Here is a 24,894-nt window from a genome sequence, read left to right as displayed (position 1 = left end):
GGCGCGTGTGGAAGGATTCGAACCTCCGACCGCCTGGTTCGTAGCCAGGTACTCTATCCAGCTGAGCTACACACGCACAGCACTATTTCAACTTGTAATACACTTAGTGAGGACACTAAGCTTAAACTGCCACTCAAATAAGCTTTAATAAAGCGATAAAGAAGTGGCGCGTGTGGAAGGATTCGAACCTCCGACCGCCTGGTTCGTAGCCAGGTACTCTATCCAGCTGAGCTACACACGCATTGACAACGTAGCTAAGTATATATAATGGCGGAGAGGGAGGGATTCGAACCCTCGATACCAGTAATAGGTATGGTTCCTTAGCAGGGAACTGGTTTCAGCCACTCACCCACCTCTCCGGAACACGATATACACTTTTCTCATTCAGATTCTAACATAATGTTTTGTAAAAAAAACACTCTGACGATACAACTTAAGAGCTCTTTTATGCTTACTCTTTCTTGTCGAAAGCGTGAGAAGCTGTCTTGCCGTCTCTCCTAAATGAGGACGCGAAGTTTACTGATCCTAAAACGTAAGTCAAACAATTTTTCTCAACTTATTTACTGCTTGCTTGCATTTTGAACGATAAGCCATGCTTTGCTGTTTTTATGGGCAAATAGGCGGGTAATTTTTGTCTAACACATTAAAAATAAGCCCATTTCACCCATAAAAAAAGCCGGTAGACACCAGCTTTTTTTATGTGCTTTAAAAATACTCAATCATCATCATGAGAGGACGATTGTTCGCCGGTCGCTGCTTGACCGTTTTTTTCAGCTTGAATACGCATGTAAATCTCTTCACGATGCACAGACACTTCTTTAGGTGCATTCACACCAATTCTTACCTGATTTCCCTTCACACCCAGCACGGTGACCGTTACATCATCACCGACCATCAAGGTTTCACCTACACGACGAGTTAAAATTAGCATTCTCTTGCTCCTTTTCCGTTAAATAGAATTTATAGTCCTTAGGTAACACTAGCGGAAAAATTCTGAACGACCAGAAAATCCCGCACTCAGTTGCTCCATATTTTTGTTGTCACCTCAAAAATTAACTGATAATTCTCGTACAATTTACAACACCTTTATTAACCAAGGCTTAACTGATTCGATTGCATTAGCAAGATTTTCAGGTTGATTGCCGCCTGCTTGTGCCATATCAGGACGACCACCACCTTTACCACCCACTTGCTGCGCGATGTAATTTACCAACTCACCGGCTTTAACTTTCGACGTTAGATCTTGCGTTACACCAACGATTAAACTGACTTTAGATTGCTCCGCCACACCCAAGACAATAACAGCAGAGCCTAATTGATTCTTGAATTCATCAACCATACCTCGTAAGGCTTTTGACTCTACTTCATGTAAGTGAGCAACGAGTACTTTTACACCATTAATCTCTGCCACATTGGTCAGTAAATCGCTGCCCTTAGAACTTGCTAGTTGCTGTTTTAACTTAGCCAGTTCTTTCTCAAAACTTTTGTTTTGTTCTAATAATTGAGTGATACGTGAGACAAGGCTAGTAGGTTCAGTTTTTAACATCGCAGCCAAACCGGACAACTCATTCGCTTGTTTCTGCATCAGCTCCAGCGCTGCCGACCCCGTCACAGCTTCTATACGTCGAACACCTGCGGCGATGCCACTCTCAGAGAGGATTTTAAACAAACCAATGTCTCCAGTACTCATCACGTGAGTACCACCACACAGTTCCATTGAAAACTCCCCCATGCTGACAACACGAACATCGTCGTCGTATTTTTCACCGAACAAAGCCATCGCGCCGGCGGCCTTTGCTTCGTCCAAGTTCATTAACTTCGTTTGCAAAGCATGATTAGCTCTTATTTGCTCGTTGACTAAGGCTTCAACTTGGCTAATTTGCTCTTTAGTCATCCCCTCAAAATGAGAAAAATCGAAACGTAAACGTTCCTCTGTAACCAATGATCCCTTCTGATTAACGTGGGTACCCAATACCGTTTTAAGAGCCGCATGCATCAAGTGAGTAGCGCTGTGATTAAGTTTAACGGCTTCTCTGCGCTTTACATTATATTGTGCTTCAACGTGCTCACCGACTGCCAAGCCACCTTGCACAGAACCTTTGTGCGCAATTGCCTGACCAATTTTTATAGTATCGCTGACGACAAAAGACCCCTTAGCACTTTGAAGCGTACCGGTGTCGCCTATTTGTCCACCTGATTCAGCATAAAAAGGTGTTTGATCAAGTATCACGTAGGCTGTTTGCCCTTCTTGCAAGGTACTAACAGACTCACCGCCCACCAAAATTTCTAGCACCGTAGAACGGGTACTTGAAAGCTCGTAGCCATCGAATTTAGAGATATTATCGCTTTTAAGTTGCTCATTGTAATCAGTATCAAATTGGCTAGCTTGCTGAGCGCGCTTACGTTGCTCGGCCATTGCCGCATTAAAACCTTCTTCATCAATACGTAAGCCACGCTCTCTGGCCACATCGTTGGTCAAATCAGCTGGAAAGCCATAGGTATCGTATAGCTTAAAGACCAAAGCACCGGGCACAACATCCCCCGTAAGTGCTGATAGTTCATCATTCAGAATGGTCATGCCTCGCTCTAGTGTCCGCGAGAATTGCTCTTCTTCGGTCTTAAGTACTTTTTCGACAAAATGTTGCTGTGCTTTTAATTCAGGATAAGCCGCTCCCATTTGCTCGACTAAAGCCGCAACCAAACGATAAAAGAATACGTCTTTCGCCCCTAATTTGTTACCGTGTCTTACAGCACGACGAATAATACGACGTAGCACGTACCCTCTACCTTCGTTAGAAGGCACCACCCCGTCACAGATTAAAAAGCTACAAGAGCGAATATGGTCTGCAATTACCCGTAAAGACTTATCTTCGAGGTCGGTACAAGCAATAATCTGAGCGGTTTGACTGATAAGATTGGTAAAGATATCAATTTCGTAGTTGCTATGTACATGTTGCAAAATAGCAGAAATACGCTCCAAGCCCATACCAGTGTCAATGGAGGGTTTGGGTAGTGGCTCCATCGTACCGTCGCTTTGACGGTTAAATTGCATAAATACTAAGTTCCAGATCTCAATAAATCTGTCGCCGTCTTCTTCTGGTGAACCTGGAGGTCCTCCCCAAATATGCTCACCATGATCATAAAAAATTTCAGAACATGGGCCGCAAGGACCTGTATCACCCATTGACCAAAAGTTATCTGAGGTAGCAATACGAATAATTTTATCTTCAGGTACACCGATTTCTTTCGCCCAAATATCGAAGGCTTCATCGTCTTCGGCATAAACGGTAACTAATAATTTTTCTTTCGGTAACTTGAGCTCTTCAGTCAGAAAATTCCACGCAAACTTAATCGCGTCAATTTTAAAATAATCACCAAAACTAAAATTACCCAGCATTTCAAAAAAAGTATGATGTCTGGCGGTATAACCCACATTTTCTAAATCATTATGCTTACCACCAGCTCGAACACAGCGCTGCGACGAGACAGCTCTCACATAATTGCGTTTTTCAGCACCAAGAAATACATCTTTGAATTGGTTCATCCCCGCATTAGTAAATAACAACGTCGGGTCATTGTTAGGTACTAATGAAGAACTAGAAACGATTTGATGTCCGTTTTTTGCGAAATAGTCTAGAAAGGCGCCGCGAATTTCGGCGGTTGTCATACTCATTTACAGTCCTGAAAATATAAAATTTAGTTGGGTTAAAAGACAGACTAAGCAGCGAGGTAACTCTGCTTGTATCGCCCTACAGTAACATGTTTGCGAGGGTCTTGTTAAGGGCTTAATTTATGACTTTAAGCCCCCCATTGCATAGTGTATTAGTTCAGCAGAAAAGCCCCGTTGCAGCATAAAAACGGTAGTACTTTTGATAGTCCTGAGGATCACTTAATTGATTCAGCCCTTTTTTCTTCGCTAAGACCATTACGGCATGTTCGAACCAATCAACATCCAAACCTGACAATACGCGATTAACAATGCCCTGTTCAATTTGATGACTAACTCATGACGACTGTGTTCTCTTCTGGCTAAGAGCCGAGTAATGGTATACTTTATTTCCTTATACTCTTCATTCTTGTTCATGAAAGTAAACCAACTTTTGACCGAGATTTGGGATTTCTAATTTGAAAAACAAATTAAGCTATACCTTTGTTAATAGTATCGAACAAATTGGTCCAGTGTTGTGGCAAGAGTTTACCTTAACCACTAACCCCTTTTGCCAGTATGAATTTCTCCACGCCTTAGAAACCTCAGAATCAGTAGGAGCAGATACTGGCTGGTCACCCTTGCATTTAGTTATTTATCAAAACAACCACGTTATTTGTCTGGTGCCACTATACAAAAAATTCCACAGCTATGGAGAGTATGTGTTTGATTTTGCATGGGCGAATACCTACAAGCAATACGGCTTAACGTACTATCCCAAATTAGTCAGCGCCATTCCGTTTACCCCTGTTACTGGCCCCAGAATAATGCATAAACCAGACTGCGAACTAGCTGAAGTGACAAAACTGGTGTGCCGCGTCATCAATGAAAAAATGCAGCTGGATGGCTTATCCTCGATGCATTGGCTGTTTGTGGATCTCATGACCAACAAGGCCTTGCAAACCCAAAAACAGATGGCTAGATATACGGTTCAGTTTCAGTGGTTTAATCGCAGTTATCTAGATTTTGACAGTTTCTTAGCGACAATGAACTCTAGAAAACGCAAGAGCATCCGCGCAGAACGCAATAAAGTAGCGCAAGCTGGGATCACAATTGAGCGCCTGACAGGAGACAAATTAAACGCAGAAAATATGGACTTTTTCTATCATTGTTATCAACAAACCTATTTAAAACGTAGCGGCCACACGGGGTATCTCACCCAAGCTTTTTTTAGCACTTTGTTTACTACAATGCATTCTAACTTAATGCTAGTTGAGGCTAGACGGGGCGATGAGCCTATTGCGAGTACCTTATTTTTTTATGATGACAATCAATTGTATGGTCGCTACTGGGGCGCCATCGAAGAGGTATCGCAACTGCATTTTGAATGTTGTTATTATCAAGGTATTGAATTTTGCATTGAACGAGGTTTAGCTGAATTTAATCCTGGAACACAGGGAGAGCATAAAATTTTACGTGGTTTTGAACCCATCTATTGTTATTCAAACCATCAATTAAAAGAACAGGCTTTTCATGATGCTGTTGGCCGTTTTATCGAAGAAGAGACCACTCGAATCGAACAATACAAACTAAATGCCACAGCACTGCTACCGTTCAAGAAGCGTGAATAAACATTATTTAGGCAAGCTTTAATGTTTTTGCCACACCAAGCATAGGTTATTGGCAGGCATGTCAATTAACTCCACTAAGCGCAATCCTTGCCCCCAGTAGCGTAATTCACTGATATCACGGATCCCGCCATAACCGTTAGACTTTAACTGCAAGTCAAAATCGGCATTGCTTTGCGCGTTAAACTGCCCGTCTTGAGTAAAGGGCCCGTACTGACAAAATATGCCGCCCGAGGGCAAATTCTTCGCAATTAGGCCCATCATTAACTTACATTCATGCTTTTGCATGATATGTGCAGTATTCGCACTAAACACACTTTGAACACCTATCCCAGGCCAAGGGTCTTGACCGACTACAAAGGATATAGGCGCATGAATGTTCGCTTGGGGATAAGCAGCTATCCATTGATTAATCCCCTTGTGATTATTTAAAGCGTCACTCATTTGCCAACTAAGATGAGGGAGATGTGCAGCAAAGTGCACACCGTGCTGGCCTGTTCCAGAACCAATTTCTAAGATCTTAGTCGAGTGTGTAAAATAGCGTTTAAGCACCTCTAGTATGGGGCCTTTGTTATTTTCACACGCTTGACTAAAAGGCTTACTCATTCGTTCTTCCTTGTTATTAAAGTTGCAAATTCGGTGCGAGCCATTTGTGCGCTTCTTCGACAGACCAGCCTTTGCGGCTTGCGTAATCGTGTAACTGATCATTTTGAATTTGCGCGACTGCAAAATAGCGACTTTCAGGATGCGAGAAATAAAACCCAGAAACCGACGCGCCTGGCCACATAGCGTAACTTTCTGTCAGCTTCATGCCGGTGTGTTTTTCGACATCAAGCAAATCCCAAATAAGCTGTTTCTCAGTATGTTCAGGGCAAGCGGCATATCCTGGAGCAGGACGAATACCTTGATATTTTTCTCGAATCAGTTCGTCATTACTCAACTGCTCGTGCGGCGTAAATCCCCATATTTCTTTACGCACCTGCTCATGCAAATATTCAGCAAAAGCCTCTGCTAAACGGTCAGCAAGGGCTTTGACCATGATACCGTTATAGTCATCACCATCATCAATATAATGCTGAGCCAATTCATCTTCGCCCACACCTGCTGTCACCGCAAACGCCCCTAAGTAGTCCGCTTTAGCAGTGCTTTTTGGCGCAATAAAATCACTCAAACAGTAATTTGGACCGTTCGGCTTTTGGGTTTGTTGGCGCAAATGATGGGCGATAAATTGCGGGCTGACGCGCTGCTCATTTTGATACACCTCGATATCGTCACCAACACTATTGGCTGGGAAAATCCCCATCACGCCCTTCGCTTGTAACAGTTTATTGGCACACAGTTCGTTGAGCATGGCCTGGGCATCAGCAAATAATGCCTTTGCTTCTGTGCCCACCACTTCATCTTCTAAAATGCGTGGGTACTTACCGGCTAATGACCACGTTAAGAAAAAGGGCGTCCAATCGATATAATCTCGTAATATATCAAGCCCAACCGATACAGTTTTAACACCAAGCTCATTTGGCTTAGGCGGCTGATAACTAGCCCAGTCAAAAGTGAAGGCATTGGCTCTTGCTTGCTCTAACGTTACCGGCTTAGTGCGTGGCTTTTTCTTGGCGTGCTGTTCTCTGACATTTTCATATTCAGCGCTGAGCTGTGCGGCAAATATGGCACGATTATCTGCCGCAATTAATCGCTGACACACGCCAACTGCACGACTCGCGTTAGGTACGTATACAACGGGATGTTGATAATGCTGTTCGATTTTAACCGCAGTATGGGCTTTAGAGGTGGTTGCCCCGCCAATCAACAAGGGTAAATCAAAATTGAGCCGCTGCATTTCTTTTGCGACATGCACCATTTCATCTAGGGAAGGCGTGATCAAACCAGACAAGCCTATCATGTCGACGTTTTCGTCTTTGGCCACTTGGAGTATTTTGGCGCAAGGCACCATGACGCCTAAATCAATAATTTCAAAGTTATTACACTGCAGGACCACACCAACAATGTTCTTGCCAATATCGTGTACATCGCCTTTCACGGTAGCTAAAAGTATTTTACCGTTACTGCTGCCTTGGTCTTTTTCAAGTTCAATATAGGGGTTAAGGTAAGCAACCGCTTTTTTCATTACCCGAGCAGATTTTACCACCTGCGGTAAAAACATCTTACCTTCACCAAATAAATCGCCGACTACATTCATACCGTCCATTAACGGCCCTTCAATGACATGCAAGGGTTTTTCGGCTTCAAGTCTGGCGGCTTCAGTATCTTCTTCAATAAAGTCCATGATGCCGCGCACTAACGCATATTCGAGACGTTTATTAACCGGCAACTGGCGCCATTCTAGATTTTCTTTTTCTTGGACTTTGCCGCCACCTTGGTATTTGGGCGCTAATTCTAATAGACGATCTGTCGCATCAGGGTGACGATTTAAAATAACGTCTTCGACAGCATCTCTGAGCTCAAGTGGAATTTGGTCATACACCTCCAGTTGCCCAGCATTAACAATGCCCATGTCCATTCCCGCTTTAATCGCATGAAACAGAAAGACCGAATGCATGGCCTCACGCACTGGATTATTGCCACGAAATGAAAACGATACGTTCGACAAACCACCAGAAATATGAGCATGGGGCAAGTGCTGACGAATGCGGCGCGTAGCGTTGATAAAATCTAAGGCATAGTTATTGTGCTCTTCAATGCCCGTGGCCACCGCAAAAATATTGGGGTCAAAAATAATGTCCTGAGGCGGAAAACCGATTTTTTCAGTCAGTAACTTGTAACTACGTTCACAGATCTCAAACTTGCGATCCTCGGTGTCAGCCTGGCCGACTTCATCAAAAGCCATAACAACAGTGGCGGCACCGTAGCGCTTTATCAATTTAGCTTGGTGTAAAAAGTTTTCTTCACCTTCTTTTAAGCTGATGGAGTTAACAATCGACTTGCCTTGCACACATTTTAAACCTGCTTCGATAATCGACCATTTTGACGAGTCAATCATGATCGGCACCCGAGAAATATCAGGCTCAGAAGCGATTAAATTGAGAAAGCGCACCATAGCAGCTTCAGAATCAAGCATGGCTTCATCCATGTTGATATCAATGATTTGAGCCCCATTTTCAACTTGCTGGCGAGCAACATCTAGGGCCTTCTCATAGTCGCCCTCAAGTATGAGGCGTTTAAACATGGCTGAGCCGGTAACGTTAGTACGTTCACCTACATTAATAAATACGCTAGCTGAGCTTTTTTCTAGGTTTATTTCTTTTTCAATATCTTTCATTTATACGGCCTAATGGACAAAGGGTTCGAGGCCAGATAAACGCATTTTAACTGGATGTTTAATCATTTTTCTCGGCGCTTTACCGGCAGTCACTGCCACCATGGCGGCAATATGCTCGGGGGTACTGCCACAGCAGCCACCAACAATATTCAGTAACCCTGCCTCAGCCCACTCTTTGATATGTGTCGCCATTTCGTCACTTTCCATATCGTATTCACCAAACTCATTCGGCAAACCAGCATTGGGGTGAGCAGACACTAAACAGTCAGAAATGGTGGCGATTTCATCCACGTATTGACGCAACAAATCTGGCCCTAATGCACAATTTAAGCCCATAGAAAAAGGATTAACATGGCACATCGAATAATAAAAGGCTTCGGCAGTCTGGCCTGACAAAGTACGGCCTGAGGCATCAGTAATGGTGCCTGAAATCATGATCGGCAAACGTTGCTCACGTTGTTCAAACACGGTTTCAACTGCAAATGCTGCCGCTTTCGCATTCAGCGTATCGAAAATAGTTTCGATCAAAATCAAATCACAGCCCCCATCCATCAAGGCATGAGTCGCTTCAACGTAGGCTTCGACTAATTCATCAAAGGTCACATTACGCTTACCAGGATCGTTCACATCAGGAGAAATAGAGGCAGTTCGACTTGTTGGACCCAGTACCCCAGCCACAAAACGGGGTTTTTCAGGGGTTCGCTGCGTATATTCATCAGCCGCTTTACGGGCTAATTTAGCCGACTCATAGTTAATCTCTTTGGCTAAGGATTCCATGTGATAATCAGCCATCGAGATAGTGGTAGAGTTGAAAGTATTGGTTTCAATAATGTCAGCGCCAGCCGCCAAATAAGCACAATGAATATCATAGATAATATGCGGCTGAGTGATGCTCAACAAATCGTTATTACCTTTTATATCAGACTGCCAATCAGCAAATCGCTCTCCGCGATAATCCGCCTCTTCTAATTTATGTTTTTGGATCATGGTACCCATGGCGCCATCCAAAATCAGAATACGCTGTTTTGCAGCATCCTGTAAAAGTTGTTCTTTGTTAGATTGACTCAACACGTTTCCTCAATAACTCTTTATTAACTAGGTACTTAACGATAATTTTAACGGGACAAACTGTCTAAATCGTAGGGCGTAGTTTGATAGACATAGTAGTTTAACCAATTTGTGAACAATAAGCTGCCATGAGCGCGCCATTTCACCATAGGTGGTTTTGACGGATCATCGTCTGGAAAATAGTTTACTGGTATTTTAGGCGCTAAATTCGCAGCAAGGTCTCGATGATACTCTTGGCTTAAACTCTCAGGATCATATTCGGGATGTCCCGTAACAAACACCAAACGCTTGTCTTGCGATGCCACAATATGGGCTCCGGTTTTAGCAGAACTTGCTAACACACTGAGCTCTGGAATACTTTGATACACCTCAATTGGAATTTCTCCATAACGAGATTGTGGCGCATAAAACACCGGATCGAAACCGCGCAGTAATTCGTCATGTTCATTTTGCACTTCAATAGGATAAACCCCACTGAGCTTTTCATCTTTGAGTACGCGATTTTTGCCAAAATAATGATAAATGGCTGCGTGTGCCGCCCAACAAGAAAATAAGGTTGATTGCACATGTCTGCGTGCCCAGTCCATGACTACGGTCATTTTTTCCCAATATTTTACGTCTTGATAAGCAAGATGGGCCAGCGGCGCACCAGTAACGATTAAACCGTCGTATTTTTTATTAGCTATCTCGTCAAACTCACGATAAAAAGCATCCATGTGGGCCTTAGGCGTATTTTTAGGCGCCTGATTATCGATGCGGATCAAGTCCACATTAACTTGTAAGGGGGTGTTGGATAGCAAACGCAAAAACTGCTCTTCGGTTTCCATTTTATTGGGCATCAGATTTAAAATACCCACTTCCATCGGTCGTATATCTTGGGTCGCTGCACGCTCAGAATCCATCACAAAGATATTTTCACGACTCAACACGTTTTGTGCAGGCAAATTACTCGGGATACGAATAGGCATAAAGACTCCAAGGAAGCAAAAGAGGGTAGCAAATCTCGCTCAATCTAGGCAAAAAGTCAACATCTTTACGTCTAGACGTCTAAACATCTTGAACTAAAAATCACGCTTTGCTTATTTTGGCAACGTTGTTGCTGACTGTGGCATGCGATTAAAATGAATAAACGAGTTCTTAGCTTTGTTATTTGTTTTGGTAAGTAAATATTACCTCACTGAGTTTGGGTGGTTTATTATTAATCATTTCAATAACTTAACCAGAACCACCACGTTTTTAAGGGCTATTTACCCCATCCCGTCCTCCTGTTACTCTGAGCATTAAAACGAAAAGCAAACAGGGATTTTACGATGCTCAATATTGTCAACATTACTAAAACCTATGCCAATGGTGTGAAAGCGCTTAATGGTGTCAACCTCGCTATTCCTAAAGGCATGTTTGGCTTGTTAGGGCCAAATGGCGCAGGCAAGTCTAGCCTGATGCGCACAATAGCAACACTACAACAACCAGATAGCGGAGCGTTGACCTTCGACAATATTGATGTATTAACTCAGCCAAATGAGCTACGGCAACGCCTTGGCTATTTGCCTCAGGACTTCGGTGTTTACCCGCGTATTAGTGCTTATGATTTACTTGACCATTTAGCCATATTAAAAGGCATGAGTAACAGCGCGCTGCGCCGAGAAGCAGTAGATGGTTTGCTTGCTCACGTTAATTTATTTCAACATCGCAAAAAAGCCGTAAGTGGTTTTTCAGGTGGTATGCGTCAGCGCTTTGGAATTGCCCAAGCGTTGTTAGGCGACCCCGATTTGTTAATTGTAGATGAACCCACCGCTGGGCTTGATCCTGAGGAGCGAAACCGTTTTCACAATCTACTGGTGAGTTTGGGTGAACAAAAAGTGGTGATCTTATCCACTCATATTGTTGATGATGTATCAGAGCTTTGCCCAAGGATGGCAGTTTTAGGTAATGGCCAAATATTATTAGAAGGCAATCCATTAGACGTCACTGCGAAGCTCAACGGACAGATTTGGCGTAAGGTGGTATCCCTTGACGAAGCCACTGAACTTGAAAGCCAGTTGCCGGTGATATCAAAACGCTTATTTGCCGGAAAAACCGTACTAAATGTAGTGGCTAATGAGGCTCCCGAGGGTTTTGAAAGTACACCTGCCACCTTAGAAGATGTGTACTTTTCCACCTTACATCGCTCTCGTTCTGCCAACGTCGCATAGGGAGCCACTCATGTTATTTTCAATGCTTAAATTTGAGTGGCGGTACTTTGTACGTCAACCTTCGTTTATCGTCACCTGTTTGGTGTTCTTTTTATTGCCCTTTTTAGCCATGGTGGTTGATCAGGTCCAAATCGGCTCTGGCGGTAATGTGCTGTTTAACAGCCCCTATGCTGTTACCCAAAGTATCTTGATCTTAGGGGTATTTGGGATGTTTATGGTGGTTAATTTTGTTTCCAATACTGCCACTCGCAATGACATCACCTTGATGTCTGAAATTATATCCACTAAACCGATCAAGCCCTTGCCTTATAACTTAGGGCGGTTTTTAGGGGCTTATTTAATCTGTTTAGCAGTGTTTGCCATGGTGCCACTTGGCCTATTTTTTGGCAGTATCATGCCCTGGTTAGATGCTGAACGATTGGGCTCAAATAGCGTTGGCCTTTATTTAGCACCGTTTGCGATATTTTCAGCCACCACACTTTTTGTATTGGCAAGTTTGTTTTATGCCGTTGCCCAACAAACCAAAAGCACCATGTCAGTTTATTTAGCTGCCCTGGGTTTATTTATCGCTTATGTGATTGCCGGTCAAGTGTTTGACGAACCTGACCAGCGCTCTATTCGTGCTCTTATAGACCCCTTTGGTTTAAACACCTTCGGTGAATATTCCCGCTATTGGACGGCTTTCGAGAAGAATAGCTTACTGCCAGCGTTTGACGGCTTTGTCTTGCAAAACCGTTTACTGTGGATAGGTATTGGTGCGACACTATTAATAGTGGGCGGCGGACTATTCAAACCTTTCAAACTCCCACAAACTAAAACCAAAAAAGCCGGCAAAGTCAGCGCAACAGAAATTGCAGTACTTAACCAAAACTTTCGCCACAAAAGCGTGGGGGGCAATAACCTAGGACAGTTTTTAACGCGTACTGTTTTTGAAATAAAACAGGTGTTTTTCAGCCCTGCATTTCTTATCCTGTTGTTGTTTTCAGGCTTTCAACTTATCGCTAACTTTTTCCAAATATCAGGCATGTATGGCACCCCCAACTGGCCTCTGACTCAAACGTTAGTGAGTTTAATTACCGGCTCGTTTTCTTTGATGCTGATTATTGTGATCACCTATTACAGTGCCGAAATTGTATGGCGCGAGCGAACCGTAGGAATGGGTGATATTGTCGACAGCATGCCTGTCAATAACCTCACGTTTTGGTTATCAAAATTAATCGCGGTTATTTTAGTGATTTTGTCGTTGTTTTTGTTTGGCGCGGTCTGCGCGATTGCCAATCAAATTCTGCATGGCTACGGTCATATTGAGCTGGGGCAATATATCGTAAGCTTACTGTATTTTAATGCCCTGCCCTTTTGTTTATTAGCGGTATTGGCTTTTTTCTTTCAAGCTCTAAGTCCCAATAAATACGTAGGCATGTTGCTATTTGTCGGCTATTTCTTTGTCACCTTGGCCTTTAGCCAATTAGGCATAGAACACAACATGTTTAATTTTGGTGAAGCCCCCTTACTGCAGTACTCAGATTTAAATGGCTATGGCTGGTTTTTACAAACTCAGCAGTGGTTCATGCTGTACTGGACTGCTTTGGCAGTTGTGCTTGGTGTACTGAGCTTTGGACTATGGCAACGGGGACCAAGCAATAGTCTGAAACAACGCTTTAGCCAATTAAGCTATCAACTGGGCAAACCAGGCCGAGCCGTTGGGATCAGTGCTTTGTTCATATTCATCGCATGTGGTGGGTGGATACACTACAACACCAAGGTTGTTAATCACTTCGTCACCAGTGATGATAGCTTAGACATACGGGCTGATTATGAAAAAACCTACGGCAAATATGAACTAGCTGCTATTCCAAGCATAACTACCGTAGATGCAAGCGTGGATATCTTTCCAGAGCTGCGCCGCATTGAGGCCAAAGCAGCGATTAAACTTAGCAACCACAGTGACGAAGCAATATCACGCTTTTTGGTTAACTTACCTGAGCATAGCCGAGATGAAAAAGTCATTATCGACGGTGGCACGCTGCAAGAAGTTAACGAAAAATTCAACACCGCGTGGTTTGAATTTACTCAGCCCTTGCAACCAGGTGAAGAACGCGCCGGAGAATTAAGTGTGGTGCGTGAACATCATGGCTTTAAGAATTCATCAGAAGACCCTACTCTGGTAAAAAACGGAACCTTTATTGATAATTTTGCTTTGTTTCCTAGCTTTGGCTTTCGCTCAGACGCCCGGATCAACGATCGACACGAAAGGCGTAAGCGGGATCTCGAGCCCCTAAAACGTGCCTACGACTTAGAAGACAGCAGCCACTACCAAGAAAGCTTTTTTGGTCCTGGCGTCGAGTTTATTGATTTCAGTGCAACCCTATCCACCAGCGCCGATCAATTTGCTATTGCGCCTGGGTATTTGAAAAAAGAGTGGCAAGATAAGGGCCGCAACTATTTTCGCTATGAAATGGATGCGCCAATGGTTAACTTTTTTAGCATTATGTCAGCTAAGCTAGAAAGTAAAAAAGAGCGATACAAAGGCGTTGATATCGAAGTTTACTACCATGCAAGTCATGCTTGGAACATCGATAGAATGATTGAATCCAGTAAAGATTCGCTCGATTATTTCCAGGCGGCGTTTGGCCCTTATCAACACAAGCAATTACGTATTATCGAGTTTCCAGGTTATCGCGGTTTCGCGCAAAGTTTTGCTAACACCGTTCCCTATTCTGAGGACATTGGCTTTACCAGCGACTTGCGGGATCCAAAAGACATTGATCCGGTTTATTATGTGACTGCCCATGAAGTGGCACATCAATGGTGGGGCCATCAACTCAATGCTGCTAATGTGCAAGGTAGTGCGATTTTGTCAGAGACTTTGTCGCAATACAGTGCATTGATGGTGATGAAGCAGAAATACGGTGAAACCCGCTTACGCCAGTTTTTAACCTACGAGCTCGATCGATATTTACGTGGCCGTGCCACTGAACCACTAGAAGAAATGCCTTTAATGCGCTCAGAAAATCAACAGTACATCCACTATCAAAAGGGCTCTATTGTAATGATGGCGCTGGAGCATAAATTGGGCGAAGCATACATCAATTCAGCCCTGAGTCAGTTACTTGCTGAGTTTAAATTCAGAACTGATCTTTATCCCACTACCCTAGATTTACTGCGTTATTTAAATGCCGACGCAAGTGCTGAGCAACAAAGTGTGATTCAGGAACTATTTGCGCAAATCACTATTTATGATCTGCGGGCCAATCAAGTAGCCGTTGAAACCTTGGCTGACGGAAGATTCAAGGTCACACTGACGGTTTCAGCTACGCAGTTTAGCGCTGACGGCAAAGGTCAAGAGACTGAGCAAGACTTTGATCAAGAAGTGGAGATTGCTCTTTTTAGTCATAATCCCAATGATTATAGTGTTGAGAATGAAGTAATTCATGCACACACTCAGCGTATAAAAAGTGGCGAAACCATCATTGAAATGACCGTCGATACCTTACCGACCTACGCGGGGATTGATCCTTTTGTTCGGTTTATTGATCGCGATACAGGCAATAATATTATTAAACTTTAACCACCTAATATTACCCCTCACTTTGTAATAACGTGAGGGGTAATAGCTCAAACAAGTAAAGTACCAATGAATCACTGTTATATTGGCTGCCCTATTTGGACCCACCCATCTTGGTTTGGCCATATTTACCCCACAAAATCAGCACAAGCCAATTCATTAGTCGCGTACAGTCAGTACTTTAACAGTGTAGAAGGGAATAGTAGTTTTTATCATTTACCGGATGTCGTCACCTTAGCAAGATGGGCAAAGTCAGTACCCCAAAATTTTAAGTTTACCTTAAAATTTCCAAGTACTATTAGCCATCAAGGAAACTTAAGCCAGAGTCATAAGTTAGTCGAGCAGGCCTTGATTCACTTTAGCGTGTTAAAAGATAAACTTGGCTCACTGATGTTGCAATTACCTGCAAGTTTTAACCCTGCGTCGCTTGATGCCCTTGCGTCTTTTTTGGCTGTGATCCCAACACAATTTAAGATTGCTGTTGAAGTCAGACATCCGGATTTTTTTGCCAAAGGTGACAGTGAACGCCATCTAAACCAGCTATTACAAGGCTTTAATGCTGACCGGATCATTATGGACACCCGGGCACTTTTTGCCTGTAATACTCACGCTCTCAACGCCAAGCAAGCTAGTTTAATCCGTGAGGTACAAGAAAAAAAACCGCGTCTACCCACCCATGTTGTGGCGACAGGTCAGCGGCCGATTGTGCGCTTTGTTGGCGGGGTAGATATTGAACAGTCTAAACCTTTCTATCAACCTTGGTTACACAAACTCAAACAATGGCTAGACGAAGGCAAATCTCCGAGCTTATTTTTTCATATGCCCGATAACCAAGATGCCCCCTGGTTAGCTGAAGCATTTATCCACGATTTTAATAGGCTCTTTCCTCAGCAGCCCTTAAAGCGTTTTTCTTTGCCTCCGAGGTTTCGACAGCAACAAGGCATGTTTGACTGAATAGCGGTCTAGGCTTAACAAAAAAGCCGATGTGGTAGCACCACAGCGGCTTTATTTTTTCATTAGCATTTTGCGACGTTCAACACACCTCGCTTGATATTTGGTGTCTACTATTATCTAAACAGGACTTTTTCCTGTTTAAACCAGTACACACAAAATGCTATCAAAGCGCCGGCAATAAGTACCGTCGAGCCAAAAATAGCGATTAATTGAAAATAGTCCATGGTGCCTTTTACTAACTCTTTCATCGCAAGTGCAACATTAGTTAAAGGCACCCATGCCCATCCACCCTTGAGTTCTACTCCAGGTAGCAAGGCTAAAATAACCGGAATAATCACAAAGATGACTAACGGCCCCATATAACTTTGTGCTTCTTTAAAACTTTTGGCGTAAATCGAAATACTTAACAGTACCGCCGCAAAAATAGCGACGACAGGTACTAACATTAAAAAGATTAAAATAAAGTCCAGTACACCAATTTGGCCCATAAAATCAGCGACAAACTTAACGGCCATGCCTTGACTCAGGACCAAGCCCCAGCCTGCCATACTCACCACGGTTATCAGCGCTGTCATGGTACCGGCAAAGGCAATAGTGAAAAATTTACCAAAGACTATTTTGTTACGATCAATTGGCGAAATTAACAAGGTTTCTAAGGTGCCGCGTTCTTTTTCACCCGCGCCGATATCGGTAGCAGGAAACATCGCACCTTGCAGACACAAAATAAATAATAAATACGGCAACATACCGCCAATCTTTTCGCCCCAATTTTCTCTGTCATCTGCCGTATTGACTTTTTCTAAAACGATGGGTTCAAGTAAGGCTTGTTGTTGACTCGCTTCAAGACCAAGAGTCGAAAACGCTTCAAGCTGGAAACGATCAGATTGCTCTTTTACAATTTCATTGACTCGCTTATATACCAAATTCAACCCTGCATCATTTAAATACAGTTGAATCGTAGATTGGCCTGCTGACAACACATCAGAATTATAGGAATTGGGAATAATCAGCACAAAATCGATAGTTTCATTGCGAATTAAAGTGGCGTAGTCGGTTTCTGCGCCAATATCAACCAACTCAAATTTATCAGGTTGCTGCAGGTGCTCAACAATAACCGGGGCATATTCAGCGCCTACCATGGCATATTTAAGTACCTTGGTTTCTGCTTTTTCGATGGCTTGTTTGGTTACAAAGGCCACACCACCAAAAATCAGCGGAAAAATTAACAGAGGCAAGGCAATCATAAAAAACAAGGTTTTCTTATCTCGTAACAACTCTTTTAGCTCTTTTAAAAATACTAACCACATAATTCTCTCCTTAAACCTGTGCGGTGCTTTGGCTGATGCTTGCCATAAATGCCTGATGTAATGATCCGTCTGCCAATGCTCTAAACGCTGCGGTTTCACCATCAAACATCGTGCGACCTTTGTCGATAACCACCACTTTGTCACACAGTTCATCAACTTCATCTAAATGATGGGTTGAAAAAATAACAGGGGTACCTTGCGCTTTTAATCGTCTTATAAATTCAAGTACCGTCTGCGTTGCCATAATGTCGAGCCCAGTAGTGGGCTCATCAAGAATTACCACTTCAGGTTCATGCACCACCGCTCTAGCAATCGCCGTTTTTTGTTTCATCCCGGTAGAAAAGTTTTCGCACCGTCTGTCTAAAAAGCTATGTAAATCGAGTAAATCCGCTAATTCTTCAATACGCTGTGCTGTTTTACTGGCTGACAGACCGTGCAACTGCCCAAAATATTCGATGTTTTCACGACCAGTCAATCGACCATATAAGCCCGTTGAACCCGATAAAAAACCAATTTTTTGTCGAGCCAATAAGGGGGTAGTTAAGACATTGATGCCATTAATAGCCAAACTTCCTGAGTCGGGTTTCAATGCAGTCGATAGCATGCGTAAGGTCGTGGTTTTACCGGCACCATTAGGCCCAAGCAAGCCCAGTACTTGGCCTTTTTCACATTTAAACGATACATCAAGTACCGAATGGAAAAAGCGACCAACGAGACGGGGATCTTTCTTTTCTTGTTCACTGAGCTTTTTGGGATTTTCTATTTTGAATTTTTTAGCCAAATTTTTTATTTCTATCATTCCATTTTCCCTGTTGAGGTAATCGACTTTCTATAGTCAGCGACAGATTGAATTTATTACTCACGAAAGTAAAATAATCTATGTAACAATAATCCTATCCTAATGACTAGCTGTGTTTAAGTAGTAAATAAACGTCAATACGATGTTTTTAATAACAATGAGAATAACAAATGGAATCTGTGAATAATCCTTTTCAAGCTTGCTTTAATATTTTGCTGAAACCCAATGGCGTATTTGCCAAGGTACGTATGACCCATAACTGGTCATGGATCCCATTTTTACTGATAATGAGCGTTGCGGTTTTACCCGAGCTTTATTATTTCTCGACCGTTGATATCGATTGGTATCGTGAGTTGATGGTACAAACTACCGCGGCCAATATCAGCCCTAGCGAACAAAATGTCATTAGGCAGAGTTTAAACAAAGAAGTCTTATTGTGGAGCGGGACGTTTGGCGCGGCGTTATCCCTGATTATTGCTAACGTGATATTGGCCTTGTACCTCAATTTTTGTGCGAAAGCGGATGAAGAATGTGTAGAAGGATTTACCGACTGGTATGGCTTTTGTTGGTGGGTAAGTTTGCCCACCATATTTGTGAGCATATTGGGCTTATTGGCAATAGCACTAAGTGAGAGTAATCAGATTTTGCCAACTGCGGTGCACCCCACTTCCATCGCTTATTTTCTATCAATTGAGATGAGCTCTGCGTGGTACGGTTTATGTCAGTCAATTCGCATAGAGCATTTCTGGTATATGTATTTAACCACGGTAGGTTTAGCGCAGTGGACACAACTATCAAAGCAGCGCATCACCGTGATAGCAATCGCCCCTTACGCCATTATTTGGGGGATTTGGTTACTTACCATGATATTTTAAGCGCGGCCTAAAATAGTCGTTGTTGTCATAGTAGCGTGGATCTTCGCTTGCCTCTGTCACGTCAGGAATACCTAAAAGTGGCAGAGGAAACAAACCATTTTTCTGAGCAAATACATTCTCATCTGTGATTTTTTTACACAATAGCTGGTCTGTTAGAGCCAGCTGTTCAAATCCTGACAAATCACCAAAACCAGACGGCACTTCAACACTCAACCATTTTCCGGTAAGACCAATAAAAGGTTGCAATAGCATTTCTAAATTGGCGTGCCCAAACATAAAGCTATGAATAGTAGCGCCCCACTGCCGGCGATTATCAACAAACACCTGCCGCCATTCGTGTTGCCGCAATAGCTCAGGCATGCGTCCTTGTATTGCGTTTTCATGCTGACCGCACTCAATCGCTAAGACAACACCACATTCATCAAAATGCGTTAACTTATTGCGTCTGTGGCTACGCGGATGCAAACCAAATTGGGTGATATCCTCCATGTGCAACTGATTAAGCAAGCATTTAGTCTGAGGAAACTGAAGCCAAATCAGGCCATTAAAAAAGTCATGCCAGTTGTCGGGCCGAGTGGGTATGCGGTGGTGGTTGAAAATGTATTGCTCGTAATAGTCTTCGTTATTACCCAATTGTGACTGGCAGATAAAATCAGGGCTATGATTAACATCAGCCTTTGATTGCCGTTTCAGTCGATTGAGTCCTGCAGCGTTTGGCCATGTAGTAAATTGGGCAAAATCAAACAACTCGCTTAATTTTTTAAAGGGTAAAGATGATTGGTGGGAAGAAAAAGGCGCCAGCCAGTTTGAATTCATAGCGTAAATAAACTGTTTAAGTCATTAGATAGAAGGCTTTATAATGAGATGTCATTATAACTACAAGAGTAAACTATGAAACTTTACGACAAAACGCCTCTTTTGGGCATAGTAGCGGTGCTACTTGCTGCAGGGTGTTCAAAGCAAGCGACGACCGTCACTGAACAAACCGACAACTTCATCGCGGTATACGAAAGCATCAACAGCGACGATATCAAAACCCACATAAAAACCTTAGCTTCTGATGAGTTTGAAGGGCGCTCCCCCACCAGCAAAGGTGAAAAATTAACCTTAGACTATTTAAGCGCTGAACTGAAAGCTATGGGTTTACAACCCGGTAACGGCGACAGCTACTTACAAGCCGTTGAATTAGTCGAAATCACCGCTAAACCTGACATGAACTTACACATTGGCGACAAGCAATTTGCTTATAAACAAGATATGGTGGTGTCCTCTAAACGTGAAAAAAACACGGTTGAGCTGAAAGACTCTGAATTGGTCTTTGTCGGATATGGGGTTAACGCACCAGAATATGGATGGAATGACTACGAAGGTATTGATGTAAGCGGTAAAACCGTTGTGATCCTCGTGAATGACCCCGGCTTTGAAAATCCAGAGAGTGGTAAATTCCAAGGTCTTACCATGACCTATTATGGTCGCTGGACTTATAAATATGAAGAAGCCAGTCGTCAAGGCGCCGCAGCAGCACTTATCGTTCATGAATCAGCACCCGCGTCCTACGGATGGTCGGTGGTCGCAAACAGTTGGAGCGGCGCGCAATACGGACTTGTTACTCAAGATGCCAATGCAAGCCGAGTGGCCGTCGAGGGCTGGCTGAGCGTTGAGGCGGCGCAGAAAGTGTTTGCTGACGCAGGGCTTGATTTTAGCCAACAAAAAGCCTTGGCCATCCAAGGCCCTTACCATAAAGCGCTGGCACTTAACGCCTCGGTGACCATCGAAAACACTTTAAAAAAATCCACCAGTTATAACGTACTGGCCACATTACCTGGCTCAGTCAGCCCAGAAGAACATATTATTTATAGTGCTCACTGGGATCATTTGGGCAAAGACAGCAGTAAAGAAGGTGATCAAATCTATAACGGTGCCCACGATAATGCCACCGGTGTAGCGGCAAACTTAGCACTAGCCAAGGCTTACTCCTCTTTGTCGATTAAACCCAAACGCTCTATTAGCTTTTTGTTTGTCACTGCTGAAGAACAAGGATTATTGGGCTCAAAATATTATGCTGAACACCCCATTATCCCGCTGAATAAGACGGTTGCTAACCTGAACATGGACGCCCTAAGCGTATTAGGTCGTACCAAAGACGTGGCCGTAGTAGGAATGGGAAAATCAGAACTTGAAAATTATTTGTCTAAAGCTGCCCTGCGTCAGAATCGAAGGTTAGTGGAAGAAAGTCGACCTGAAGCGGGCGCGTATTTTCGCTCAGACCATTTCAGTTTTGCTCAGCAAGGTGTGCCTGCTCTTTACGCCAAGGGCGGCAACGAACCTATTGACGAAGCAACCGCTAAGTATCGCAAACGTACTAATGTCATCGTGACTGGCTGTTATCACCAAGTGTGCGATCAATACCGAGAAAATTGGGATCTCAGTGGCATCGTTGAAGACAGCCAACTGCTATTTGAAGTGGGTTACTTGATTGGAAATTCTACTGACTGGCCAAAGTGGAGTCCTAGTAGTGAATTTCAACGCAATAAATAATCAGGCATGGTAAGTCACTAACAAGGTAAGGCTAGTAACCTTGCCTTGTTAGGCGCAAAATCGTTGATAAAAGCAGCAATTCACTGGCGTTATACTTTGCAATAATTAGCTAGTGTAAAAAAATTACAGTTTCCACTTGCTTTTTTCGCTCAGGCTGGCAAATTCAATGACGCGCAAGCAAGAGCAACAGCAAACTACTTCACGCGAACCGAGGGGTTCATTCAGCGTTATCCGCCAATGTAACCAGCTATATCTTCTAACCCGCAACTCAAGAGAAACTTTTTTATGTGTGGTATTTTCGGCATTCTGGGCATCAAAACTGATGTAGCAGATCTTAGAACACAAGCGTTAGAGCTTTCCAAATTGCTGCGTCATCGCGGCCCTGATTGGTCAGGTATCTGGAATAATAATAATGCCATTTTGTGTCACGAACGTTTGGCCATCGTCGACGTCGATACAGGTGCTCAACCTTTAATCAGCCGAAATAATAACCAAGTACTTGCGGTAAATGGTGAAATTTATAATCACAAAACCCTCGAGAAAAACTTAGCGACACCTTATGAGTTCAGAACCAAATCTGACTGTGAGGTTATTTTGCCTTTGTATCAGCAAAAAGGTGTCGATTTTATTGACGAACTTGAAGGTATGTTTGCCTTTGTTTTATATGATGAAGAGCAAGATGCCTACTTAATTGCCCGTGACCATATGGGAATTATTCCGCTGTATACCGGTTATGATGAACACGGTAACTTGTATGTCGCCTCTGAAATGAAAGCCCTTGTACCGGTGTGTAAAACAGTACAAGAGTTTCCACCTGGGCATTATCTGTGGAGCAAAAACGGGCAGTTAACCGAATACTACAAACGTGATTGGATGGATTACGAAAACGTTAAGAATAACCCAACTAATCTGGATGATTTAAAAGTGGCTTTTGAAAAAGCCGTTAAATCACATTTAATGTCTGATGTGCCTTACGGTGTATTATTGTCTGGTGGTTTAGATTCGTCATTGGTATCCGCCGTAGCGGCTAAATACGTCGCTAAACGGGTTGAAGACGAAGACAAGTCTGATGCTTGGTGGCCACGATTGCACTCTTTTGCTGTGGGCCTTGAAGGCGCGCCTGATCTTATCGCGGCACAAAAAGTGGCCAACATGATAGGGACTGTCCACCACGAAGTACACTTCACGGTACAAGAAGGTCTTGATGCAATTCGTGATGTCATCTATCACATTGAAACTTATGACACGACCACCATCCGAGCTTCTACGCCAATGTATTTGATGAGTCGTAAGATCAAAGCCATGGGTATTAAAATGGTACTTTCCGGTGAAGGTGCTGACGAAATCTTTGGTGGATATTTGTATTTCCACAAAGCGCCCAATGCTAAAGAATTCCATGAAGAAACGATTCGTAAACTGAAACGTTTGCATATGTTTGACTGTGCTCGTGCCAACAAATCAACCTCAGCTTGGGGTGTTGAGGGCCGTGTACCGTTTTTAGATAAAGAATTTATGGACGTGGCAATGCGCCTTAACCCGCAAGATAAGATGTGTCTTGATGGCAAAATGGAAAAATGGGTCTTACGTAAAGCCTTCGATAATAACGAATATTTACCTGCAGAAATTTTGTGGCGTCAAAAAGAGCAGTTCAGTGACGGCGTTGGTTATTCTTGGATTGATTCTTTAAAAGAATTTGTTGAAACCCAAGTGAGCGATCAACAAATGGCCTCTGCTGCTTTTCGTTTCCCGGTAAACACACCTGATACTAAAGAAGGGTATTACTATCGCACCATTTTTGAAGGTTTCTTCCCGCAAGAAACTGCAGCAAAATGCGTTCCCAGCGGCAAGTCAATTGCTTGTAGTACAGTTGAAGCCTTAGAGTGGGACGCAAGCTTTAAAGGCAATGCTGACCCTTCAGGACGCGCCATGCGTAATGTTCACTTACAAGCAAATAAATAGCTTAAACTTTAGTAGACAAAAGCCAGCGATTAAGCTGGCTTTTTTGTAGAAGCAAAAGCGGGTTTTATCTCTACGCTTACCATACATGGCCTACGGCCACGGAAATTATGCACTTTGTGCACATGGCATGCGCTGCGCCCACCGCAATCCATTGCGTTTTTCTAATGGCATCCCTGCCATCCGACCATACTTTTTCCAAACAGCCGGAAAAAGTAGGCAAAAATGGCCGCTCTCCAGCATTGCCCCTAATCCTGCGTTCCTCAATTAAAACAGGTCGTGAATACGCGTTCCCGGCGCGGAGTCACTCAAAATATATCCATATATTTTGCCCAGTTTTAATTTCCGGTACTCGGGGTGCAATGAGTCGAGAACAACACCACTTTCTTCGAAATTCTTTTGTAGGAGGTGCTTTAGTTCCGAAGCTTTTTATTCGCGGCTAAAGCCGACACCTACACAGGACTGTTCTATTTTCTTTCGAGAATCATGTGCAAGAGTTTATAAGGCAAACATTATCTGAAAATGAAGGTGTGGATTGATAAACTGCCACAAAAAGTAAAACAACATGCTGAAACTAGGCTACAAACAGCTAATCAAGACTCATAGCCAGAAGGTGAAAAAACTGATCTCCTTGGCTTTTTAGATTTTGGCCATCTTGCTCAGGTAATTTTAAACAAGTTGGAGCATTTTGAGTCCATTATTCCTTCACAACACTGGCTTAAACAGAGAATGGATGAACTTAAAAAATCGCGTAATTTCATTGCTCACAATAGAATGTTATTGTCTAGTGAATTTCAACGAATGTACATATACATTGCAGATTGGAACAGAGTTGTTGGCTTGTAATCACATAATCGGGTAGCCGTTACACTAAACGGGCATCCACCATAACTTTTTGTCGGCGAAGCCGATGCCTTTTATTTACCTCTCGACTCCAACTTACCCAATTTTGTTAGTGCCTTGTCAAATGTCCAAACAGGACGTTTCGACAAGGCGAGGCTTACATGGAAGTTACATCTCGCCGTTTTGACATCAAAGCCGGGACTTGTAGCGGATCAGAAAGTTGGTTGGAGAGCGGCCCTTTTTGCT

The 24,894-nt window shown here is 43.2% G+C and carries 16 protein-coding genes, 3 tRNA genes and 1 pseudogene; 8 read left to right on the top strand and 12 right to left on the bottom strand.

Annotation, left to right across the window (positions count from 1 at the left end; genetic code table 11):
* Window positions 1-2: 2 nt before the first annotated feature.
* The 5 genes from ACEN2L_RS19890 to alaS all read right to left on the bottom strand — a co-directional run bounded on the left by ACEN2L_RS19890 (window position 3) and on the right by alaS (window position 3,673).
* Window positions 3-76, bottom strand: a tRNA-Arg gene (locus ACEN2L_RS19890).
* An 88-nt stretch (window positions 77-164) separates the two neighbouring features.
* Window positions 165-241, bottom strand: a tRNA-Arg gene (locus tag ACEN2L_RS19885).
* A gap of 27 nt (window positions 242-268) precedes the next feature.
* Window positions 269-359 (bottom strand) — tRNA-Ser (locus ACEN2L_RS19880).
* 356 nt (window positions 360-715) lie between these two features.
* Entirely contained in the window at window positions 716-931 is a 216-nt protein-coding gene (gene csrA / locus ACEN2L_RS19875; protein ID WP_441745841.1) for a carbon storage regulator CsrA, read from the bottom strand.
* Between the two features lie 144 nt (window positions 932-1,075).
* Entirely contained in the window at window positions 1,076-3,673 is a 2,598-nt protein-coding gene (gene alaS / locus ACEN2L_RS19870; protein WP_441745840.1) for an alanine--tRNA ligase, read from the bottom strand.
* A 452-nt stretch (window positions 3,674-4,125) separates the two neighbouring features.
* On the opposite strand from alaS, the gene ACEN2L_RS19865 reads away from it, so the two are divergent.
* Window positions 4,126-5,277, top strand: a complete 1,152-nt coding sequence (locus tag ACEN2L_RS19865; protein WP_441745839.1) for a GNAT family N-acetyltransferase — start codon at window positions 4,126-4,128, stop codon at window positions 5,275-5,277.
* A gap of 18 nt (window positions 5,278-5,295) precedes the next feature.
* Here the strand turns inward: ACEN2L_RS19865 and ACEN2L_RS19860 are convergent, their stop codons facing one another.
* From ACEN2L_RS19860 to metA, 4 genes are read right to left on the bottom strand one after another with little or no spacing between them, the layout of a single operon-like run.
* The gene (locus tag ACEN2L_RS19860) at window positions 5,296-5,880 is read right to left on the bottom strand and encodes a DUF938 domain-containing protein (protein ID WP_441745838.1); all 585 of its coding nucleotides are present in this window, start codon (window positions 5,878-5,880) and stop codon (window positions 5,296-5,298) included.
* A gap of 16 nt (window positions 5,881-5,896) precedes the next feature.
* Window positions 5,897-8,551, bottom strand: a complete 2,655-nt coding sequence (metH, locus tag ACEN2L_RS19855) for a methionine synthase (RefSeq protein WP_441745837.1) — start codon at window positions 8,549-8,551, stop codon at window positions 5,897-5,899.
* Between the two features lie 9 nt (window positions 8,552-8,560).
* The gene (locus ACEN2L_RS19850) at window positions 8,561-9,619 is read right to left on the bottom strand and encodes a homocysteine S-methyltransferase family protein (protein WP_441745836.1); all 1,059 of its coding nucleotides are present in this window, start codon (window positions 9,617-9,619) and stop codon (window positions 8,561-8,563) included.
* Window positions 9,620-9,666: 47 nt separating this feature from the next.
* A complete protein-coding gene (gene metA / locus ACEN2L_RS19845; RefSeq protein WP_306023047.1) occupies window positions 9,667-10,587 on the bottom strand; it encodes a homoserine O-acetyltransferase MetA in 921 nt (306 codons plus the stop codon).
* 342 nt (window positions 10,588-10,929) lie between these two features.
* Here metA and ACEN2L_RS19840 point away from each other — a divergent pair, with 342 nt between their 5' ends.
* The 3 genes from ACEN2L_RS19840 (at window position 10,930) to ACEN2L_RS19830 (ending at window position 16,330) form a co-directional block, all read left to right on the top strand.
* Window positions 10,930-11,811: an ABC transporter ATP-binding protein gene (locus ACEN2L_RS19840; protein WP_306022478.1), complete on the top strand. Its 882-nt coding sequence runs from the start codon at window positions 10,930-10,932 to the stop codon at window positions 11,809-11,811.
* 10 nt (window positions 11,812-11,821) lie between these two features.
* The gene (locus tag ACEN2L_RS19835) at window positions 11,822-15,379 is read left to right on the top strand and encodes an ABC transporter permease/M1 family aminopeptidase (protein WP_441745835.1); all 3,558 of its coding nucleotides are present in this window, start codon (window positions 11,822-11,824) and stop codon (window positions 15,377-15,379) included.
* Between the two features lie 66 nt (window positions 15,380-15,445).
* Window positions 15,446-16,330, top strand: a complete 885-nt coding sequence (locus ACEN2L_RS19830; protein ID WP_441745834.1) for a DUF72 domain-containing protein — start codon at window positions 15,446-15,448, stop codon at window positions 16,328-16,330.
* 113 nt (window positions 16,331-16,443) lie between these two features.
* Here the strand turns inward: ACEN2L_RS19830 and ACEN2L_RS19825 are convergent, their stop codons facing one another.
* Together ACEN2L_RS19825 and ACEN2L_RS19820 are read right to left on the bottom strand one after the other, a co-directional pair.
* Window positions 16,444-17,637: an ABC transporter permease gene (locus ACEN2L_RS19825; protein WP_441745833.1), complete on the bottom strand. Its 1,194-nt coding sequence runs from the start codon at window positions 17,635-17,637 to the stop codon at window positions 16,444-16,446.
* Between the two features lie 10 nt (window positions 17,638-17,647).
* Complete coding sequence (locus ACEN2L_RS19820) at window positions 17,648-18,436, bottom strand: ABC transporter ATP-binding protein (protein ID WP_306022474.1); 789 nt, start codon at window positions 18,434-18,436, stop codon at window positions 17,648-17,650.
* Between the two features lie 170 nt (window positions 18,437-18,606).
* Between ACEN2L_RS19820 and ACEN2L_RS19815 the strand changes: the two genes are divergently transcribed.
* Complete coding sequence (locus tag ACEN2L_RS19815; RefSeq protein WP_441745832.1) at window positions 18,607-19,311, top strand: YIP1 family protein; 705 nt, start codon at window positions 18,607-18,609, stop codon at window positions 19,309-19,311.
* Here the strand turns inward: ACEN2L_RS19815 and ACEN2L_RS19810 are convergent.
* Window positions 19,291-20,127: a DUF3025 domain-containing protein gene (locus ACEN2L_RS19810; RefSeq protein WP_441745831.1), complete on the bottom strand. Its 837-nt coding sequence runs from the start codon at window positions 20,125-20,127 to the stop codon at window positions 19,291-19,293. The two genes, ACEN2L_RS19815 and ACEN2L_RS19810, sit on opposite strands and share 21 nt — an antisense overlap.
* 75 nt (window positions 20,128-20,202) lie before the next feature.
* Between ACEN2L_RS19810 and ACEN2L_RS19805 the strand changes: the two genes are divergently transcribed.
* The 3 genes and pseudogenes from ACEN2L_RS19805 to ACEN2L_RS19795 form a co-directional block, all read left to right on the top strand.
* Window positions 20,203-21,849: a M28 family metallopeptidase gene (locus tag ACEN2L_RS19805; RefSeq protein WP_441745830.1), complete on the top strand. Its 1,647-nt coding sequence runs from the start codon at window positions 20,203-20,205 to the stop codon at window positions 21,847-21,849.
* A gap of 285 nt (window positions 21,850-22,134) precedes the next feature.
* Window positions 22,135-23,808, top strand: a complete 1,674-nt coding sequence (gene asnB / locus ACEN2L_RS19800; RefSeq protein WP_306022470.1) for an asparagine synthase B — start codon at window positions 22,135-22,137, stop codon at window positions 23,806-23,808.
* Between the two features lie 648 nt (window positions 23,809-24,456).
* Window positions 24,457-24,651, top strand: a pseudogene (locus ACEN2L_RS19795) (hypothetical protein); the annotation flags it as partial.
* Window positions 24,652-24,894: the final 243 nt, after the last annotated feature.

Origin of the sequence: Flavobacterium sp. W21_SRS_FM6, assembly GCF_052119645.1 — a bacterium.
Taxonomy (GTDB): domain Bacteria; phylum Pseudomonadota; class Gammaproteobacteria; order Enterobacterales; family Alteromonadaceae; genus Paraglaciecola.
This window is presented reverse-complemented; position numbering and strand designations above follow the sequence as displayed.

Bases quoted from the DNA above. Each gene is read 5' to 3' on its own strand.
- csrA (WP_441745841.1), bottom strand. From the start codon at position 931: ATGCTAATTTTAACTCGTCGTGTAGGTGAAACCTTGATGGTCGGTGAT.
- alaS (WP_441745840.1), bottom strand. From the start codon at position 3,673: ATGAGTATGACAACCGCCGAAATTCGCGGCGCCTTTCTAGACTATTTC.
- ACEN2L_RS19860 (WP_441745838.1), bottom strand. From the start codon at position 5,880: ATGAGTAAGCCTTTTAGTCAAGCGTGTGAAAATAACAAAGGCCCCATA.
- metH (WP_441745837.1), bottom strand. From the start codon at position 8,551: ATGAAAGATATTGAAAAAGAAATAAACCTAGAAAAAAGCTCAGCTAGC.
- metA (WP_306023047.1), bottom strand. From the start codon at position 10,587: ATGCCTATTCGTATCCCGAGTAATTTGCCTGCACAAAACGTGTTGAGT.
- ACEN2L_RS19840 (WP_306022478.1), top strand. From the start codon at position 10,930: ATGCTCAATATTGTCAACATTACTAAAACCTATGCCAATGGTGTGAAA.
- ACEN2L_RS19835 (WP_441745835.1), top strand. From the start codon at position 11,822: ATGTTATTTTCAATGCTTAAATTTGAGTGGCGGTACTTTGTACGTCAA.
- ACEN2L_RS19830 (WP_441745834.1), top strand. From the start codon at position 15,446: ATGAATCACTGTTATATTGGCTGCCCTATTTGGACCCACCCATCTTGG.
- ACEN2L_RS19825 (WP_441745833.1), bottom strand. From the start codon at position 17,637: ATGTGGTTAGTATTTTTAAAAGAGCTAAAAGAGTTGTTACGAGATAAG.
- ACEN2L_RS19820 (WP_306022474.1), bottom strand. From the start codon at position 18,436: ATGATAGAAATAAAAAATTTGGCTAAAAAATTCAAAATAGAAAATCCC.
- ACEN2L_RS19815 (WP_441745832.1), top strand. From the start codon at position 18,607: ATGGAATCTGTGAATAATCCTTTTCAAGCTTGCTTTAATATTTTGCTG.
- ACEN2L_RS19810 (WP_441745831.1), bottom strand. From the start codon at position 20,127: ATGAATTCAAACTGGCTGGCGCCTTTTTCTTCCCACCAATCATCTTTA.
- ACEN2L_RS19805 (WP_441745830.1), top strand. From the start codon at position 20,203: ATGAAACTTTACGACAAAACGCCTCTTTTGGGCATAGTAGCGGTGCTA.
- asnB (WP_306022470.1), top strand. From the start codon at position 22,135: ATGTGTGGTATTTTCGGCATTCTGGGCATCAAAACTGATGTAGCAGAT.